Below are 17,293 nucleotides of genomic sequence, written 5' to 3'. Positions count from 1 at the left end.
TATGCGCAAAATTCAAGCATGGATGATGCGCTCGTTTAGCTGGCGTTGCTACTATCGCCCCTCTCTTGCCAAACACATACTAAGAACTGTCTGTATCGGAGGTAGCTTTGCTGAGTTGAGACCCAAGCGGAATGCAAAGTGTACGTCCAAGGGCGTGTATTAAACGTTAAGCACTAGAAAAGCGTACAAGAGCATTATAAGCCAATGAAAAAGCGCAGCCTTTAGCATGCGCCGGTAACAACGAGTTGCTGTTGAGCGTTACTGCTGAGAATGCAGGCCAAACATATTGCCTTCGGTGTCGGTTACTAAGGCGCAGAACCCATGCTCCCCTAACGACATTTTTGCCCGTTCAACCTTGCCACCTGCAGCCTCGACTCGGCTCTCTTGGATGGCGCAGTCTTCACACGCAAAATACACAAGCGTGCCGTTACCGCCAGCGCTAAAGCCGTCCATTTTCACCAACGCCCCAGAGGCACCGTAATTCTCCATGTCTGACGGGAACACTAACATCTGCGCATTGCCGTCTGCAGGATCGCTTAACGATTCCAGTTCAACCGCTAATACCGTTTGATAAAATGCTTGTGCTCGTGGCATGTCATCTACATATATCTCAAACCATCCTACTGGATTGCTCATTGTGTAACCTCTTTTTGCTGATGTGGGTGAGTCATGAGTTTTGTCGCTGTGTCCTTATTTAGCAAGGCGGTAAAGAGATTGAGTACCACGTTGCTAAGCCAAAAATGCTGACTGCAAGTGTCATGCAATACTGTCACTGCTTCAAACTGAACAACATTTAAAACCATTTCACGAATTGAGAGTGACTAAGTAACTCGCCTAAACCGCCCTTTAAGCTATACACCCGCCCATACCCCTTCGCTTGAAGACGTAAGGCCGCTTCGTAGCTGCGTTTGCCTGACTGGCAATAGAGTAAAATAGGCTGGGTTTTATGTGAGAGTTTTGCGCCAACCCGATCAGCAAAGTCAGCACTCAAGGGCAGGCATTGGCCACCGATATTAAAGCCTCGGTGCTCGTCTGTGCTTCGCACATCAATTAAACCGATGTTTATCACCTTACTTTTACGAGCACTGTTAAGGCAACTTTCAGGAGCGCCCTCTAGGCGCCCGAGCTGTTTAACAAATTGCTCGGGGCTCAGTTCAATTTGCGACCGAATTTGCGACTGAGTGTCATCAGTGATGTGTAGCCCAGGTTCTTGCTCAAGCTCTTTAGATTCAATCGGGTCAGCAGTTTTAAGAGGTTGGCGACGTTGTACCTGTGACGGACTCGCGCAAGTACACAGCTTATTCTGCTGCAATGCAATACTGCGAACCTGATTACTGTTACCTGAAAAGAAATGTAACTTGCCCTGGCTTTCATCCTGTAAATCTAAAAGATAGCCCAAGCAGGTATTGGCTTGCAGCAGCCCCACTGCACCGACCACGCTACCCAATACACCCGCTGAATTGCAATCTGCGACGTCAGCCGGGATATCGGGAAAGATACACCTGAAGCAAGCGCAGCTAGGTGTGAACAAGGCTACTTGCCCTTCTAGCCCAAGTACACTGGCATAAACCCAAGGTTTATCATGCGCTCGGCAGGTATCGTTGATCTGTAAGCGTGTCGCAAAGTTGTCGGTACAATCAAGCACAATATCTGCTTGCGCTACCAAGATATCAATATTCGACTCGCTAAGCTGCTCATCCAGCGCTGTCACAGTGATAAAAGGGTTATTCTCACGAATACGGATTGCAGCAACATGCACTTTAGGTTTACCCACGTCTGTGTAGGCAAACAAAACTTGGCGATGCAAATTCGTTTGAGAAATGCTGTCACCGTCAATGATGGTGATATTCCCGACCCCTGCAGCACCTAAGTACATCGCCACGGGGCACCCTAGTCCGCCAGCACCAACAACCAGCACTTTGGCATTTTTAAGGCGAAATTGCCCATCAACCCCCACCGCATCTAGTTGTATATGGCGTTGGTATTGCTGCCACTCACCCGCGCTAAACAAGCTCATAATGCCAGCGCTCTCAATAACGATTTTGTCACTTTAATAGGGTTCTCGGCTTGAGTAATATAGCTAATCATAGCAATACCCGATACACCAAGCCCGTGGATCGCGTTTGCTCGCTCAAGATCAATCCCCCCAATGGCAACCACAGGGTAATCTAATAATTTTTGCCAGTACGCTAACCCTGCTAACCCTTGCGGGACCCACGGCATGTCTTTGCTTTGTGTGGCGAAAACCGGTCCATATGCAATATAAGAAGGTTTCAGCGCATGGGCGCGTGCAACTTCATAATGACAATGGGTACTAATGCCTAAACGCAGTCCCGCTTCTGACAATTGCTTAATTGGGTTCGACTCATTTTGAGCGGCAGCGACTAAATCCTCTTGGCCTAAGTGCACGCCGAAGGCCCCGTGCTTAATAGCCAGCTGCCAATAATCATTGATAAACAAACGACACTGGAAGCGCTTTGCTATTTCAACCGCGCGTTTGATTTCCTCTTCAAGTGACTGCCCAGCTAAATCTTTTATTCTAAGTTGAATGGTAGTCACCCCAAGTGGCAACAAGGTATCCAGCCAGTGTGCGCGATCAACAACGGGATATAAGCCCAGTGATTCGTCGCCAATACTGGGAAATGAGTTCCCTTGTTTCTGTAATACCAGAGAGCTAAGTTCGCTCGTCGCCATCAACGACTCAATATACAGACCGGGTAAACTGCGCTGAGTGGCAGGAAAACAACGGATTTCGACGCCACCTTTGTTATGGGTATTTTGATAATTTTGATAATTCAGCTGGCTCTGTTGCTGTCGAAGACTCTGCTCACTTGTTAACTCAGGCGTGTCGAAAGAAGCGAGTTCCTTAATCTGCTTATCATGGGTGTCTTGATAACGTTGTTTATCATGGGTGTCTTGATAACGCACGCTTTTGGCGAGTAGGCCTTTTGCATCCTGTAGGCCCTGGGTAATGGCCATTTTCCCTATGACAATAGCGTCTTTTAAGCAGTAACCTAGGGCGATCGCGCTGGCTATTGCTGAGGCGAGCGCACAGCCGGTGCCCCGTGTATGAGGTGTGTCTACCGGTTCATTTTGCAGCCAAAACTGCTCTTCTGGGCTGTAAAAAAAATCTAGACCCTTATGATCAGCATACTGCCAGTGCCCGCCTTTGATTAGCACCGCCTTAGCCCCAATTTCAACCAAAGCTTTAGCAGCCCTTCTTAAATCCTTGGCAGTTTCGATATCAAACCCAACAAGCGATTGTGCCTCAGGAATATTAGGGGTGAGCAAACTACAGTGAGCAAGTAGCAGCCTGTTTATATTTCTATGGCTGTCGTTGTTTCGCTTACCGTGTAATTCAGCGCCACTTGTTGCGGCGCCAACGGGGTCACAAATTAACGGGATTTTTAGCCTCTGACGAACCGCAATGATTTGTTGCGCTTGTGCTTCGCTGGCAACGAATCCTGTTTTAATTGCCTTAGGACGAAATAGTGATACGGCCTCAATTTGTGCGCGAAACATAGCGCTATCGACAGCGTTAACCGCAAAAACCTGTTGGTTATTTTGTGCTGTCACGGCTGTTAACACGCTGGTGCAGTGTACAGCTAATGCATGCTGGACTTTTACATCCATTTGCATGCCGGCTAGCCCTGCGCTGTCGCTGCCAGAAAAGGTCAAAACCGACGGCTTTATACCGTTATTTAACGACTGGGGATCGCTGACTATCGCATCATGGCTTATCATGCTCAGCCACCTCGCTCATTTTTGTCTTGGTGCCAAAATGGGGTACCTAGCACGGGCGTACTGGGTTTCGCTAAGTCCCGTTGTTGAATAACACCTGCCTCAAAACCACTTCGCCCTGCGACAATACCATCTCGAAAAGCTTGGGCCATTAAAATAGGATTCTGCGCCTCAGCCACGGCCGTGTTGAGTAATACTCCGTCAAAACCTAACTCCATTGCTTGCACAGCATGAGAAGGTGCACCAAGTCCTGCATCAATAATCAAGGTGGTATCAGGTAAACGCGCTCTGAGGGTTTTGAGTGCATACGGGTTCATCAATCCTCGTCCCGTGCCAATTGGCGCTCCCCACGGCATCACTATATTGCAGCCAGCACCGACCAATCGTTCGGCTAAAACCAAATCATCAGTGGCATAGGGAAAAACTTCAAAGCCCTGCGCGATAAGCTCTTTAGTAGCTTCAAGCAATGCGAATGGGTCGGGTTGTAAGTTATATTCATCACCCAACACTTCAAGTTTTATCCAGTGAGTGTTAAACACCTCTCGCGCCATATTGGCAGTGTGAACAGCGTCTTTTGCGCTATAGCAACCAGCCGTGTTGGGCAGTATATGGCAATTCAAGCTTTTTATATGTTGCCAAAAGCTCTCGCCGCCTTTCTGACTAGGAGACTGGCGACGCAATGAAACGGTGATCACTTGAGCGCCCGACGCTTGAATAGCGCGCTGCATAATGTGTGGGGATGGGTATAAAGAAGAGCCAACTAAAAAGCGACTGCTGAGTACTTCACCCGCAAGTTGCCAACTCATGCTAGCCGCCCTGCATAGGTGTGAACGCATCAAGAGCATCCTGCTCTTGCAGTATCACAGTCTCATGCTCATTTTTAGGCACAAACTGTCCATTAACCGCGACCGCACACATAGCAGGTGCATTGAGTTCTCGAAGGACGTCAGGCAATGACTGTTGCGTTACCTTGAACGGCTCGCCGTTAAAATAAATAGTTAACATGCTACTTCCTGAATTAAGTTCTCAAATGTTGATTTAAAATCGCTATTGAACAACCTGTCGCACGCTTGCTCAGCGAGTATGGGCGCTAACAAGTAACCGTGACGAAATAGACCATTGATGCGTATAACCCGCTGATTAAAATGTATTTTAGGTAGGTTATCTGGGTATGCTGGGCGACAATTCGTCGCAGTTTGTACAATCTTTGCTTCACCAAAACCCACGTCAATGGAATACGCTGCAGACAGCAGTTCAAGCGTCGAGCGCACTGTGATTGGGCCAGTATCTTCGCTTTCGATTTGACTCGCACCAATCACAAAATGATGGTTGTGCCGCGGTGCAATATACAACTTGTATCTTGGATGCATCAGTCGCACTGCGTGCTTAAGCTCTACCTCTGGCGCATATAAGGTAATGACTTCACCGCGCACCCCGCGTAACTCAGGTATTTGCTGCCCGAACGTTTTCTGTTCAGTGGCGTTGTAGTTGAACTTAGTCCGCCTTTGGGTATCAGCAAGTGGGACTTGCTTTGCGCCAAGTCCGCGGCAGTCAATCACATAATCAAATACCTGTTTTCCCTCAGGCAAGACTACCGCTGCGCTATTGCCATTATTGCTTCGCTGTTCGTTATCAACCCTGAGCACGTGCGAGTTTGACTTCCACGTCACAGCCGATTGCTCAAGATAGGATGCAAGACCTGTCATCACCTCAGCGGTATTAACCCATGCTTCGTTCGGAAGATAAAGTCCGCCCTCAAAGTGTTTTGCTAATTGCGGAGCATAATGATGAAGCGCTGTTTGGGTTAATAACCGCATGTGTGAAAACTCTTTATCTTGCGCGAAATCTGGCAACTTACCCATCAACTGGCGGGAAAACTGCTGAAAATCGGCTTTATCTTCGCGGTGCGCCACCACTAACGTGCCCTGAGCGAACAACGTGAGTGGTTTAGCCAAGTGCAAATTTAGGCTGTTAATAACATCCGGCCAGCGCGTTAAAGACGCCATCCCCATAGAAAACACAGCAAGCTCTGCACTTTCAAGCTCGCTATACGGTGCTAACATACCTGCTGCTGTATACGCAGCAGCACTGCCACTTTCGATGGGATCTTTATCAAATATGGTGAGCGAAATATCCGCTTGGCGTTGTAATAATTGCCACGCCATCATTCGCCCCATAATGCCTGCACCAACAATGGCAATGCGCATTTTGTGTTCACTTTGCACAGCCACAGCGTTACTCCGTCTGAGCGACGTATATCTGTGCACCTGCGGCGGTAAACTCAGCGGATTTTTGCGCCATACCGGCTTCAATGTCAGTGTTTTTCAAATCCGCTGAATATTCGCGCACCTCTTGAGAGATTTTCATAGAGCAGAATTTAGGCCCACACATGGAGCAAAAATGGGCGACCTTCGCTGCGTCTTTAGGCAAGGTTTCGTCATGAAATGCGCGAGCAGTATCAGGGTCTAGGCCTAAATTAAACTGATCGACCCAACGAAACTCAAAACGCGCCTTAGACAGTAAATCGTCGCGGTAGCGAGCGCCTGGGTGACCTTTAGCAATATCCGCTGCGTGAGCGGCAATTTTATACGCCATGATCCCTTGCTTAACATCATCTTTGTTCGGCAAGCCTAAATGCTCTTTGGGGGTTACGTAGCACAGCATTGCACAACCATACCAACCAATGATCGCAGCCCCTATTCCACTCGTAATATGATCGTAACCAGGGGCGATGTCGGTAGTCAGCGGGCCAAGCGTATAAAATGGTGCTTCATGACAATGTTCAAGTTGCATATCCATATTTTCTTTAATCATATGCATAGGCACATGACCTGGGCCTTCGATCATAGTTTGTACATCGTGTTTCCAGGCAATTTTAGTCAGCTCACCAAGCGTAATCAGCTCGGCAAATTGAGCTTCATCGTTAGCATCCGCTAATGAGCCTGGACGCAAGCCATCACCGAGGGAAAAGCTCACGTCATATGCTTTCATGATGTGGCAAATGTCTTCAAAATGGGTGTATAAAAAGTTTTCTTGATGGTGAGCAATGCACCATTTTGCCATGATAGAACCACCACGGGAGACGATGCCTGTAACGCGGTCCACCGTCATAGGAATATGATGCAACCGCACCCCAGCATGAATGGTGAAATAATCTACGCCCTGCTCGGCTTGCTCAATCAAGGTATCGCGAAACACTTCCCAGGTCAGGTCTTCAGCAACACCCTTGACCTTTTCTAACGCTTGGTAAATAGGCACTGTGCCCACGGGAACGGGAGAGTTTCTAACGATATAGTCGCGAGTAGAGTGAATATTCTTGCCCGTTGACAAGTCCATAATGGTGTCGCCGCCCCAACGAATTGACCACACCAGCTTTTCAACTTCTTCTTCAATGGAAGAACGCAGTGCTGAGTTACCAATGTTGCCATTGATTTTAACCAAAAAGTTGCGCCCAATTATCATGGGTTCGAGTTCTGTATGGTTAATATTGGCTGGGATTATCGCTCTGCCTTCAGCCACTTCTTTGCGCACAAACTCTGGTGTAATGGGCTGCAAATTGGCTCCCAAAGAATTTCCTTTTAGTCGCTTATTACGCTCATCCGTAGTGAACTCATTGCTTAGGGCTTCCCGAGCTTGGTTTTCGCGAACGGCAATGTACTCCATTTCTTTGGTGATAATACCTTTGCGGGCATAATGCATTTGGCTGACATTTTTACCAGGTAAGGCACGTCTTGGCGTGCGCTGCAAAGCATCATTGTAATATTGAAACGCGCGTTCTTGATCGAAGTGTCCGTTGTCTTGGGGTTGTACCTCACGACCTTGATATTGTTCAGTGTCGTTTCGAGACAATACCCACTCACTTCGCACATCAGCCATGCCTTTGTTGACGTCTATGTCTACGGTTTCATCGGTATAGGGACCTGAGGTATCGTACAAAGTGACGGCGGTTCCGTCGGTTAAACTGATTTCGCGCATGGGCACACGAACGCTAGGATCGTTAGGCGATGCAACATACACTTTTTTACTGGCTGGAAGGGGGGTGCGTGTAATTTTTTGACTTTCAGAGGAGGTACTAGCCGGTGCGTTAGCAACCGCTTCACTGGAAGAAAGGACAGTGTTCATTTTGTTTTCCTTAAAAAAATACAGGCGCGCGGAAAACGAAAACAAACATCCCTTGTGAGGATGTGCTGCTCATTCCTACGCCGATACTAGTCGGATCAGGTTCTACGGGTCTGTATTACTACATCTCAGCCAAAAAAGGCGCCCCGAGAGCGAGTGCGGATAATAGGACAACAAATTTAGAATTACTAGCCCCACGCCAAAGGAATTTATTTTACCCAAAAATACATTTATTGCTGACTTAAATAAAAGCACGATTGACACATTTAAGCTAAAAACGCCTTAATTATAAAAACCTGTAAATTCACCAAAAATACTGAATATTGTTAATATAATTCCATAAAAACCACTTTAACCACTTAACTTTGTTAAATTTATAAGTGCTTAAAATTTAACGTTAACCGCTTTTAGCGACACGTTAACGAGAGCGATAGGAAACAATTCGGACGAGCATTACCAAGGGTAGAGGTCCAAAAATATTTTATCCTAGAACAAAAAAAGTGAAGTCTTTTTCAATGACCTCACGCAAATTCGGAGTGAAGCTAGATAACAAGGATGTAAAAAACCACACCAAGGATCAACAGCCACTAGCATTAACCCGTATTGATACACAGCAAACGCTGTTATCATTAGCCCATTATTTTTTATAAGGGCGTTACCATGAAATTATTGATCCGCAATTTAGACCGAGCCACCACGCAAGACGAGCTTCGCACCCTCTTTGAAGGTTATGGTGTTGTTCAGTCATGCACTATTGTGATTGATCCCGCAACGCAAAGCTCAAAAGGCTTTGGCTTTGTTGAAATGCCAAAAGCAGGCGATGCGAAAGCCGCTACTATTAATCTGAACGGCCATACCTTAGGTGCAAATAAAATACGCGTGAAGAAAGCGGAAGAAAAGGCAACAGATAAACCAGAAGACACTGAGTAACGAATATTTACAGCAATTGCGAAAATATTATTAAAACCCGCTTCTAAGCGGGTTTTTCTTTGTGCGTTTATCTATCTTCTTACAATATTTATTTATCTTCTTACAGATTAGAGGCGCAACAGACTGAAAATAGTAAAGCTCGGTTAGCGTCTTACTACCCGCTCTATTATCAAGGATCCCTTAAGTTGATCAAACCAGGACGATAGCTGATACAGCTGAACTTGCCTTGACGACAATAATTACGACAACCGATTGCGACTCCGGCGATAGACCAATTGGTTGCATTGCTTAACGACTTTCTATGATGCACTTTGGTTAAGTGCTCTATTTAGCTGGAAAAGCTCTCGAGACCCAGCTAAGCACAATAGTTACGCCCAAACCCGCCGTCAATACTTATAATTATTCCACTGAATCTACTCGACTCAATATCGCTATCACTTTAAAAGTGAAACCAACTATTCAGATTCAAGTACGGATGCGCATCAAGGTTTAACTATATTCCCCAAATAATTAGCATTCCTTGAGTACTGCGCAATTATCACTGTCAAATTGAAGAGCAGTTAATAATAAAAAACCCATGGTAGTCCACTTATATCGAGACTGGCTTATGGGTGTTTTATTTTAAATTGACAGTGTCAATATAAAATATATTATGGGCGTCAAACACCCAAATAGTAAACCCAAGTGTATGCAAAAGATGTATGTGCCAGAAGCGCTAAAGAGCCTCAATGCCTAAAGTGTTAACGGATGAAGAGATACAGTGTTTTCGCAATAGAATGTGCGATCACGCCTTGGTTTCATTTGCCAAAAGTGGCGTAGAGGGTATTTCATTGCGCGGATTAGCCGCTGATTTACGTTGCAGTCGCACTACGCCCTATCGTTATTTTAAAAACAAGGCTGATATCCTTGCAGCGCTGCGCCAGCGTGAATTTGCACGGATTGCCGACACCCTCGAACATGCTTTAGCCCAAGAGCCAACCCAAGATAAGCAGCTGAGCGCACTTTGTCATGCCTATTTTGATTTTGCATTGCAATTTCCAGATTCCTATCGCGTCATGTATAGCGTAGCTCAGCCTGACTTAAGCAAATATGCAGCTCTTGAACGTGAGATTTTACGTAGTAGCGCGCCAATGCGCCAAGTGGTGAAGTCAGCGGTAAGCGCTGGGATCTTAAAAGGTGACCCAACAGATATATGTTATGTAGTTTGGGCCGGAGTCCACGGCTTGATATCGTTGCACTTATCGCACATGTTGGGTGAACAACGAGATATAGCGCAGCTTGCAACAGTCATGATTGAGTCCCTGGTGCGCTCAGTTAGCGTTGCACCCGCTTTATCAGTTTCAATTTAGGGATTCGAATGAAAGTTTCAAATTAGAGTTTCGAATTAGAGTTTCAAATTAGACAAAACTAACGAAAATAAACATTATCAAGGACAACACTATGAGTAACAAAGTAGACGCATTATTCGCCCCCTTTACCCACAAAGGCTTATCGCTAGATAACCGCGTAGTAATGGCCCCAATGACCCGTGAGTTTTCTCCTGGTGGAGTACCTACTTCAGACGTCGCCGATTATTATCGCCGCCGCGCACAAGGTGGAACAGGCTTAATTATCACCGAAGGCACGACCATAAACGATCCTGTGGCAACCATGAGTGATCGTATTCCTCAGTTTCATGGGGATGCTGCTCTTGCAGGATGGAAAAAGACCGTTGATGCAGTACACGGTGCCGGGGGTAAAATCATGCCTCAATTGTGGCACGTAGGCATGGCGCGCGTAGCGCAAAAAGCGCCGTTTCCTGAATTACCTAGCGTCGGCCCTTCTGGACTGTTCAAGCCAGGTAAACAAGGTGCTGAGCCAATGACCCAAGCACAAATTGAAACGGTTATTAACGGCTTTGCGACTGCAGCTGCGGATGCTCAGCGAATTGGTTTTGATGGCATTGAAATTCACGGTGCTCACGGATATTTGATTGATCAATTCTTCTGGGAAGGCACTAACCAACGTACTGACGAATGGGGTGGTAGCATGGCTAATCGCTCTCGTTTAGCGGTAGAAATTGTCAAAGCAATACGCGCAGCTACCTCACCTGACTTCCCCATCGTATTACGTTACTCACAATGGAAACAACAAGATTACAGCGCAAGGCTGGCTGAAACGCCGCAGTTACTTGAAGAGTTCTTAGCGCCCTTAAGTGATGCAGGTGTGGATATATTCCACTGCTCTCAGCGCCGTTACTGGGAAAATGAATTTGAAGGCAGTGATTTGAACCTTGCTGGCTGGACTAAAAAGCTCACCGGTAAACCCACTATATCCGTTGGCTCTGTGGGCTTGAATGAAGACTTTTTCAGTGCCTTTGCAGGTCAAGGTTCGAATACACGCTCTATCGATGATTTGATCGAGCGTATGGACAAGGGCGAGTTTGATTTAATTGCCGTGGGTCGTGCGTTACTGCAAGACGCAAACTGGACCAATAAAATTCGCAGCGGAAAACTTGAAGAACTAGAACAGTATTCAGGTGAAGCGCTAACGACCTTAATGTAAGTTAGCGACTTTGTCGTAATATTATCAGCGCTTTACATTTTCCAATTTGTAAAGCGCTTTAAATACAGTGTTCAAATTATCCTTTTATGACCCAAACAAACAATGATCAAGCCAGTGATGTAAACCATCCACGTGCAGCGAATGCGTTAGCCAAACGCACCTTATTGTTAGCTGCAGGCGCCATGGGATTTGCCCAAACCGTGCTGTTTGCCATACTCGCCCCCCTTGGGCGTGAAATCGGTTTAGTGGAAGTGCAAATCGGAGCCATTATATCTTGTTCTTCGTTAACCATATTTTTGGTCAGTCCTTTGTGGGGACGTGCCAGTGACATGTGGGGCAGAAGGAAAGTCCTGCTGATTGGTTTGTTTGGCTATTCAGCAGGTACCATTTTATTCGCGGGTGTATTTCAAGCCGCCCTGCTGGGTTACCTGATCCCCCTTATTGCCCTCGCGCTTTTGATCACAACACGAGTAGCCAATGCGGTGGTGATGGCAGCAGTTTCTCCCTCTGCTAACGCTTACATGGCAGACATAACGACAGTACAAGATCGTATCAAAGGCATGGGAGCCATAGGCGCCGCAACCAATATTGGATCAATATTAGGCCCCGCCATAGGTGGTTTGTTGGCAAGTATCAGCTTGATTACTCCTTTGTATTTCTCAGTATTATTAACGCTGGCAGCCGCCATATTGGCCGTTTACGCCCTACCCATTTTGCCTAGACCAGAGCATGTTAGAAAGCCACAGAAATTAAAATACACTGACCCGCGCATATTTCCCCTCGTGATAGCTGGGGTTATGTTGTTCATGGGCTTTGCCATAGTGCAACAAACTATCGCCTTTCGTTTTCAAGATGTACTTGGACTTGATGGCACACAAACCGCAAAAATCGTGGGGATAAGCCTCATGTTATCAGCCGCTGCTGCGCTAATTGTCCAATTACTGGTTATCCCTCGATTATCTGTACGCCCTTTCGTGCTGCTGCGCATATCCATGCCTATGATGATGATTGCATTTGCGATTATGGCGACAACAGACACCCAAAGCATGTATATGTTAGCCATGTGTATTCTTGGCTTAGGCATGGGCCTAGCTGGGCCTGGGTTTATGGCGGGAGCATCAGTTGCGGTATCATCTGACGAGCAAGGAGCCGTTGCTGGCGTAGCAGGTGCCTGTCCACCTTTAGGATTTACTGTAGGGCCGTTATTAGGCACGTACTTGTACTCAATTGATGGTGCTTTACCTTACTGGTTCGCGTTTGGTTGCTACTTTTTGTTGTTTTTCTTCACCATGAAATTTAAAGACCGAAAGTAGGTAGCCACCGTTAGAAATGAACCGGCGATGCCAGCGCTAGGACACGTTTCCTGACCACTTCGTCAATCAAATTGTCGCGCATGTCCTTGGGCTTTACATAGCTGTCCATTATGCCGTTAATTTCCTTCAAAAGAGGCATCAAACGTTCCTTGTCTTTGGCTTTTACATCGTATTGATTGAGTGCCCGTAACAAGCTGATTGACGCATTATTTAAGCTATTATTCTGCCTAGGCGTTGGGTTGTCATGTGCGGTTGCCAAGCCCAACAGCTGACTGACTTGCTGAACCACATCATCGTTATATTCAAAGGCCGACACACTGTTTTGTCCGAAAATCGTTTTGCACTCATTTACAAATCCTCGGTAATCAAGATGTTGCGAAAACCACTTAACGTCTAACATTTCAGCGAATGATAAATTTTTACCATAACAAGGGTTACTGGCCACCTGAGGATTACGAATACATTGCTTGTAATAACTTTCGATAAATGCGACAGGCTCGCGAAACCATACCCACACCTGCACATCAAATAGCGTGGCAAGCTCCCCTAATAACGTTTTTGAAGCATCTGGGAAATCCCACCAGTAGTTATAGATCCCCTCTGATGACAGAATAATGGTATGGGTATCATCTTTTATTTGTGAGATGACATTGCTCATGTTGGCCACAAAATTTTCCACATGCGTGGTCACTAGGTTCTTCTCAAACCATTGATGAGCAGGTGCACCGGGATTATTTGATGCCGCTAAGTTATGCGGGTACAAAATTCCATTACCTCTTAATTTACGCTGTTTCTTACTTAGGTAGGTTTGAATACTCGTAGTGCCTGTTTTTGGCGTGCCAGCATGAATGATGAGTTTGATTTTATCGACATCAGGCCCTTGTGCGTGATTTTTCGATGTTGCGGGACTGCGTAAGTCCAATTGGGCGACTAAGTCTCGGGTAAAACGCATTATGGGGTCGTCCATTCTATGGCTAAGCCTTATATTAATTCAACGGTGCACCAGCTAATGGCACCAGAGTCTTTTGCTGATTGCTTAAAAGTTAATGGATCTGCTGAATACCGCGATACTTCATAAATCTAGATGCCCAAAATGTACCAAAGAGCGCACCAAATGAGAGGGTAAACATGATGATAACGGGCAAAAATGGTATAAGCTCGTTCATCCATTGATTTACGCCCAGCCAATGAACACCTAATGCGCTAACAAAAGCAATGAGACTAAGCTTATTGGCAGTGAAAAAAAGTGGGATATCATACCATGCGAGTTCGTTGCACCTTTTGAATCGTGCGAATCCCCAATAGACGTAAGAAACAAAGCATAGAATAGCCATTAGGCACACTAAGGCAATATCTCTAAAACTAGTTAAATCATCTAAAAGCACATAACCGATATTCAATACAAACATAGTGATAGCTAACCAGAATATCACCAATGGCCCTAGAATCAGTCCCACTTCTCCCCCTTAAGTTTGCTCTGCATACTTGATATGTTTGAGCTTAGTTCTATTTGATTTTATCTGACCTAATCAAAACACGCTTCATTTAATCAAAATTTTGTAATGGTGGCGTTATCCCGTATTTTTCGAAATAACGGTTTATTTTACCGCTTTTTCGGTATTCCAACATGGTCCTTGCCACATCATCATAAATGGCATTGGCTTTGGCGTTTTTAGCAATGCTTATGTAATAAACATTCTCGAAGCTATCCACTAAGGTCGCCTTTTTAAAACGACCTTCAAATAGGCCTTCCCATTGAGTCTCGGAGGTAACCACTACATCTACTCTGCCACGTTCCAACATGGCTAATAATTGCTCACTCTGACCAACCAAGGTCATAGCAAGTGGGTCAAGGTTAGAAAAGTGTGGCGAATAGTATGCCCCTCTAACGGCTCCCACATTAAGCTTGGCTAAATCGGCATAAGAGGTGATGTCAGCAGATAAGTTAGGCGACATATAAAACGCTAAATTTCTAATATTATATCCATAGGGAATAGCACGTAGAAAAGGCTCTCTGGAGGGATTCATAGAATGCCGAATCAATATATCGACGGTGCCTTTTTTAGCCTCTCGGTATGAGCGCCCCCACGGTGCTTCTAACCACGTTATTTCATGACCGAGCTCGCCAAATATATCGTCTACTAGTTCAGGGATGACGCCGAGGCATTTACCATCATCAAAAAATAGTTCCGGGGGATGATTGCGACAGTGAGACGTATAGGACTCGGCCACCAAGTTTAGTGGTAAAAACATCAATAAAAAAAACAACCACACTTGCTTACTCTTTTTCATATCGACTATTTAGCGGCATCGGATCCTTTCATTTAACGCTAGTATAATATCAACTCCAGCAAATACTTAACCGCTTAGCAAAAATTAACAGGGCTTAATCAAGGTGCTTGAATGACAGACCTCCATAAAAACCACATAACAGTCTTTTGCATTTGGGCTACGCAGAGTGAATTTATTTACGCCCACTCTGCATAGGTGTTCAAAATAAGATAACCCCATTTTGTACTCAATAAAAGCGATTTACCCTTGGGCAAATACGCTGTTGATTTTCGCTAACAGCACAGGGCGATAAGCGTCGGTGGCGTCGGCAGCAAACGTTAATAACATGCCGCAAATCATCTGCTTGCGGTATTCTGCAAGGTCAATATAGCCATGCATCCAGTCGTAACGAGCGATACGTTGGTTGGCGAATAAACGATCGGCGAGTAAGTCAGTATCCACCTCACCGTTTAAAAAGCCGTGCTCTTTGGCGTCCACGCATACGTGATAAGCCAGTTTTAAGGATTTCTTGAAAATACCTGCCGCATGCCCATGTTCAAATAATGACTCTTGCTCACCGACCATAAAGGCAGCTTTATAAAAGGCTTCATCATCTCGATAAAGTGACATCAAGTTATCGGTAAACGACTCAACCGTAGAAATCGGATCTTTAAACGTATCTGAAAACAGCACAAGTTCGGTGCGCTCTACCATATCCACCACAAGGTGTTTCAGTACTTCAGCCTTGTTACCAATCAAATTATGAATGGTCGGCACAGTCACATTGGCAGAGCTGGCCAACTCTGCCAATGTAAAAGAAGAAAACCCACCACTGGCGATAATACTGCGTGCGGTATCCAGAATTGTCTGCTTGCGTTTCAGTTTATTGGCTGTGCGTGTTGCCACCCCACCCTGTGTCCTAGCTGCCTTCATATAATTTGCTCGTATTGCTTCAACCAGTAAACTTTAACACGCATTAAATTTTATGTTGAATAAAATTTACAAAAGATTAAGAATGATTGCGTTAACGAAATATTTACAAAAGAGGAACACGGTATGATGAAAGATATCAGCGCGTCTATCGACGCCTGCGCGACTCACTATGGCGACAATGCTGACGCAATGCGACAATACCTACTAGACGGACAAGCCAAAGCGGTTGCACTGCCGAATCGCGGACCTTTGCTATTTAATCAACAGGGCCAGTTAGACAAGAAGATTTTAGAGGCGTACGACACATATGGGTTTTATATCTTTGAAAATGTGTTAAATGCGCGTGAGCTTGCAGATATAGAGCAAGATTTGGCTCAGTTGAAGCAACGATTTGCTACTGAAAATGGTGCAACGGTGAATGCAAAAGGTGAGCCCGCACTAGGTGTAGATTGCAAAGCCCCTAATCTCCTTTGGGCTAAACCACTGGGGGATCCTTTAGGGGGAACTCCCATCGCAAACGGCCGTCATCAAGTGAAATTGTTCGAGCCGACTGCAGCCAGTGACGCCCCAAAAGAATCACCGTTTGTATTGCTAGGATCATTGCAGTTCTCCCCTGCTTGCTTGCGCGTGTATGCTCACCCTGAATTATTAAAAGTAGCGGAAGCGATTAACGGGCGAGACTTTGCGCCGTTTCATGAATGTTTATTTATCAAGGAGCCAGGCTTAGGGGCAGCGGTCTCTTGGCATCAAGATGGGGATACCCATTGGGACAACCCAGAGTTTGATTCACAAATTCATGGTTTTAATTTCATGGCACAAGCTTACGGCAGCACAGCGGTCAATGGTGTGTGGGTGGTCCCTGGCTCACACAAAGAAGGTAGAAAAGACATAAAGCAGTTGGTCAAAGAGGCCGGCAGCGAACGCATTCCAGATGCACTACCGATTATTTGTAACCCAGGCGATGTGGTTATCTGTAATCGTCAACTGGTTCACGGCTCATTTGCTAATACTGGGTTCGAACCACGTATTACTATCAACTTTGGCTTTCATAAGCGCTCGTCTGTGCTGGATGTAAAAGGCGCGGGTATTCACAGTGAAGCCGTGGTGTATGACGAAAAACTAATTGAGCAGCGCTCCCATGCTCTGGGCTACGCCATTGAGGCGCGAAAAGCACGATACCCAGATGAAACCGCTTACCAGTATCAGCCACTTGCCCACAGCAAAATAGATTTCAGTTGGCAAACCAATACCTTAGATAAGCTCAAAGATTACAACCTACTTGATTTAAGTATCTAATTCGCCTGATGTAACAGTGACATTGCTGTAATTCAGAAGACAAGCATAAACAACGTTATGCTTGTCGCTTGTCATCGTCGTTCATTTCTCATAAGCCCTTCTTTTCAACATTCGTCATACACGCTAATTGATGCGTTCGCATCTTA

At 45.7% G+C, this 17,293-nt stretch carries 16 protein-coding genes and 1 riboswitch; of the genes, 5 read left to right on the top strand and 11 right to left on the bottom strand.

The window, feature by feature from the left end; all coding sequences use genetic code 11:
• Window positions 1-258 precede the first annotated feature (258 nt).
• The 7 genes from AC0L6N_RS07770 to thiC all read right to left on the bottom strand — a co-directional run bounded on the left by AC0L6N_RS07770 (window position 259) and on the right by thiC (window position 7,863).
• Window positions 259-636 (bottom strand): VOC family protein, encoded by a 378-nt coding sequence (locus tag AC0L6N_RS07770; protein ID WP_473480294.1) that lies wholly within the window; start codon window positions 634-636, stop codon window positions 259-261.
• Window positions 637-793: 157 nt separating this feature from the next.
• Entirely contained in the window at window positions 794-2,017 is a 1,224-nt protein-coding gene (locus AC0L6N_RS07765; RefSeq protein ID WP_473480292.1) for a ThiF family adenylyltransferase, read from the bottom strand.
• The gene (gene thiE / locus AC0L6N_RS07760) at window positions 2,014-3,744 is read right to left on the bottom strand and encodes a thiamine phosphate synthase (protein ID WP_473480290.1); all 1,731 of its coding nucleotides are present in this window, start codon (window positions 3,742-3,744) and stop codon (window positions 2,014-2,016) included. The genes AC0L6N_RS07765 and thiE overlap by 4 nt, the downstream gene beginning before the upstream one ends.
• 2 nt (window positions 3,745-3,746) lie before the next feature.
• Window positions 3,747-4,547, bottom strand: a complete 801-nt coding sequence (locus AC0L6N_RS07755; protein WP_473480288.1) for a thiazole synthase — start codon at window positions 4,545-4,547, stop codon at window positions 3,747-3,749.
• 1 nt (window position 4,548) lies between these two features.
• On the bottom strand, window positions 4,549-4,746 hold the full coding sequence (gene thiS / locus AC0L6N_RS07750; protein ID WP_473480286.1) for a sulfur carrier protein ThiS: 198 nt from the start codon (window positions 4,744-4,746) through the stop codon (window positions 4,549-4,551).
• On the bottom strand, window positions 4,740-5,972 hold the full coding sequence (locus AC0L6N_RS07745; protein ID WP_473480284.1) for an FAD-dependent oxidoreductase: 1,233 nt from the start codon (window positions 5,970-5,972) through the stop codon (window positions 4,740-4,742). The genes thiS and AC0L6N_RS07745 overlap by 7 nt, the downstream gene beginning before the upstream one ends.
• Window positions 5,973-5,976: 4 nt before the next feature.
• Entirely contained in the window at window positions 5,977-7,863 is a 1,887-nt protein-coding gene (thiC, locus tag AC0L6N_RS07740; protein ID WP_473480282.1) for a phosphomethylpyrimidine synthase ThiC, read from the bottom strand.
• A 55-nt stretch (window positions 7,864-7,918) separates the two neighbouring features.
• A riboswitch (TPP riboswitch) is annotated at window positions 7,919-8,019 on the bottom strand.
• A gap of 501 nt (window positions 8,020-8,520) precedes the next feature.
• On the opposite strand from thiC, the gene AC0L6N_RS07735 reads away from it, so the two are divergent.
• From AC0L6N_RS07735 to AC0L6N_RS07720, 4 genes are all read left to right on the top strand, one after another.
• A complete protein-coding gene (locus tag AC0L6N_RS07735) occupies window positions 8,521-8,790 on the top strand; it encodes an RNA recognition motif domain-containing protein (RefSeq protein ID WP_011574744.1) in 270 nt (89 codons plus the stop codon).
• Window positions 8,791-9,518: 728 nt separating this feature from the next.
• The gene (locus AC0L6N_RS07730) at window positions 9,519-10,139 is read left to right on the top strand and encodes a TetR/AcrR family transcriptional regulator (protein WP_473480279.1); all 621 of its coding nucleotides are present in this window, start codon (window positions 9,519-9,521) and stop codon (window positions 10,137-10,139) included.
• A gap of 91 nt (window positions 10,140-10,230) precedes the next feature.
• The gene (locus AC0L6N_RS07725; protein WP_473480277.1) at window positions 10,231-11,334 is read left to right on the top strand and encodes an NADH:flavin oxidoreductase; all 1,104 of its coding nucleotides are present in this window, start codon (window positions 10,231-10,233) and stop codon (window positions 11,332-11,334) included.
• 86 nt (window positions 11,335-11,420) lie between these two features.
• Complete coding sequence (locus tag AC0L6N_RS07720; protein WP_473480275.1) at window positions 11,421-12,647, top strand: MFS transporter; 1,227 nt, start codon at window positions 11,421-11,423, stop codon at window positions 12,645-12,647.
• A gap of 10 nt (window positions 12,648-12,657) precedes the next feature.
• Here the strand turns inward: AC0L6N_RS07720 and AC0L6N_RS07715 are convergent, their stop codons facing one another.
• The 4 genes from AC0L6N_RS07715 to AC0L6N_RS07700 form a co-directional block, all read right to left on the bottom strand.
• Window positions 12,658-13,614 carry a sulfotransferase family protein gene (locus AC0L6N_RS07715; protein ID WP_473480273.1) on the bottom strand — a complete coding sequence of 319 codons (957 nt, stop codon included), beginning with the start codon at window positions 13,612-13,614 and terminating at the stop codon, window positions 12,658-12,660.
• A gap of 76 nt (window positions 13,615-13,690) precedes the next feature.
• Window positions 13,691-14,104: a hypothetical protein gene (locus tag AC0L6N_RS07710; protein WP_473480271.1), complete on the bottom strand. Its 414-nt coding sequence runs from the start codon at window positions 14,102-14,104 to the stop codon at window positions 13,691-13,693.
• An 88-nt stretch (window positions 14,105-14,192) separates the two neighbouring features.
• Window positions 14,193-14,939: a substrate-binding periplasmic protein gene (locus tag AC0L6N_RS07705; protein WP_473480269.1), complete on the bottom strand. Its 747-nt coding sequence runs from the start codon at window positions 14,937-14,939 to the stop codon at window positions 14,193-14,195.
• 240 nt (window positions 14,940-15,179) lie between these two features.
• Window positions 15,180-15,851 (bottom strand): TetR/AcrR family transcriptional regulator, encoded by a 672-nt coding sequence (locus AC0L6N_RS07700; protein WP_473480267.1) that lies wholly within the window; start codon window positions 15,849-15,851, stop codon window positions 15,180-15,182.
• A gap of 123 nt (window positions 15,852-15,974) precedes the next feature.
• Between AC0L6N_RS07700 and AC0L6N_RS07695 the strand changes: the two genes are divergently transcribed.
• Entirely contained in the window at window positions 15,975-17,147 is a 1,173-nt protein-coding gene (locus tag AC0L6N_RS07695) for a phytanoyl-CoA dioxygenase family protein (RefSeq protein WP_473480265.1), read from the top strand.
• The last annotated feature ends 146 nt before the right edge of the window (window positions 17,148-17,293 follow it).

Source organism: Paraglaciecola sp. G1-13 (genome assembly GCF_055809255.1).
Note: the sequence above shows the minus strand (reverse complement) of the source record. Positions and strands in the feature narration are given on the sequence as shown.

Bases quoted from the DNA above. Each gene is read 5' to 3' on its own strand.
- AC0L6N_RS07770 (WP_473480294.1), bottom strand. From the start codon at position 636: ATGAGCAATCCAGTAGGATGGTTTGAGATATATGTAGATGACATGCCA.
- AC0L6N_RS07765 (WP_473480292.1), bottom strand. From the start codon at position 2,017: ATGAGCTTGTTTAGCGCGGGTGAGTGGCAGCAATACCAACGCCATATA.
- thiE (WP_473480290.1), bottom strand. From the start codon at position 3,744: ATGATAAGCCATGATGCGATAGTCAGCGATCCCCAGTCGTTAAATAAC.
- AC0L6N_RS07755 (WP_473480288.1), bottom strand. From the start codon at position 4,547: ATGAGTTGGCAACTTGCGGGTGAAGTACTCAGCAGTCGCTTTTTAGTT.
- thiS (WP_473480286.1), bottom strand. From the start codon at position 4,746: ATGTTAACTATTTATTTTAACGGCGAGCCGTTCAAGGTAACGCAACAG.
- thiC (WP_473480282.1), bottom strand. From the start codon at position 7,863: ATGAACACTGTCCTTTCTTCCAGTGAAGCGGTTGCTAACGCACCGGCT.
- AC0L6N_RS07735 (WP_011574744.1), top strand. From the start codon at position 8,521: ATGAAATTATTGATCCGCAATTTAGACCGAGCCACCACGCAAGACGAG.
- AC0L6N_RS07730 (WP_473480279.1), top strand. From the start codon at position 9,519: ATGCCTAAAGTGTTAACGGATGAAGAGATACAGTGTTTTCGCAATAGA.
- AC0L6N_RS07725 (WP_473480277.1), top strand. From the start codon at position 10,231: ATGAGTAACAAAGTAGACGCATTATTCGCCCCCTTTACCCACAAAGGC.
- AC0L6N_RS07720 (WP_473480275.1), top strand. From the start codon at position 11,421: ATGACCCAAACAAACAATGATCAAGCCAGTGATGTAAACCATCCACGT.
- AC0L6N_RS07715 (WP_473480273.1), bottom strand. From the start codon at position 13,614: ATGGACGACCCCATAATGCGTTTTACCCGAGACTTAGTCGCCCAATTG.
- AC0L6N_RS07705 (WP_473480269.1), bottom strand. From the start codon at position 14,939: ATGAAAAAGAGTAAGCAAGTGTGGTTGTTTTTTTTATTGATGTTTTTA.
- AC0L6N_RS07700 (WP_473480267.1), bottom strand. From the start codon at position 15,851: ATGAAGGCAGCTAGGACACAGGGTGGGGTGGCAACACGCACAGCCAAT.
- AC0L6N_RS07695 (WP_473480265.1), top strand. From the start codon at position 15,975: ATGATGAAAGATATCAGCGCGTCTATCGACGCCTGCGCGACTCACTAT.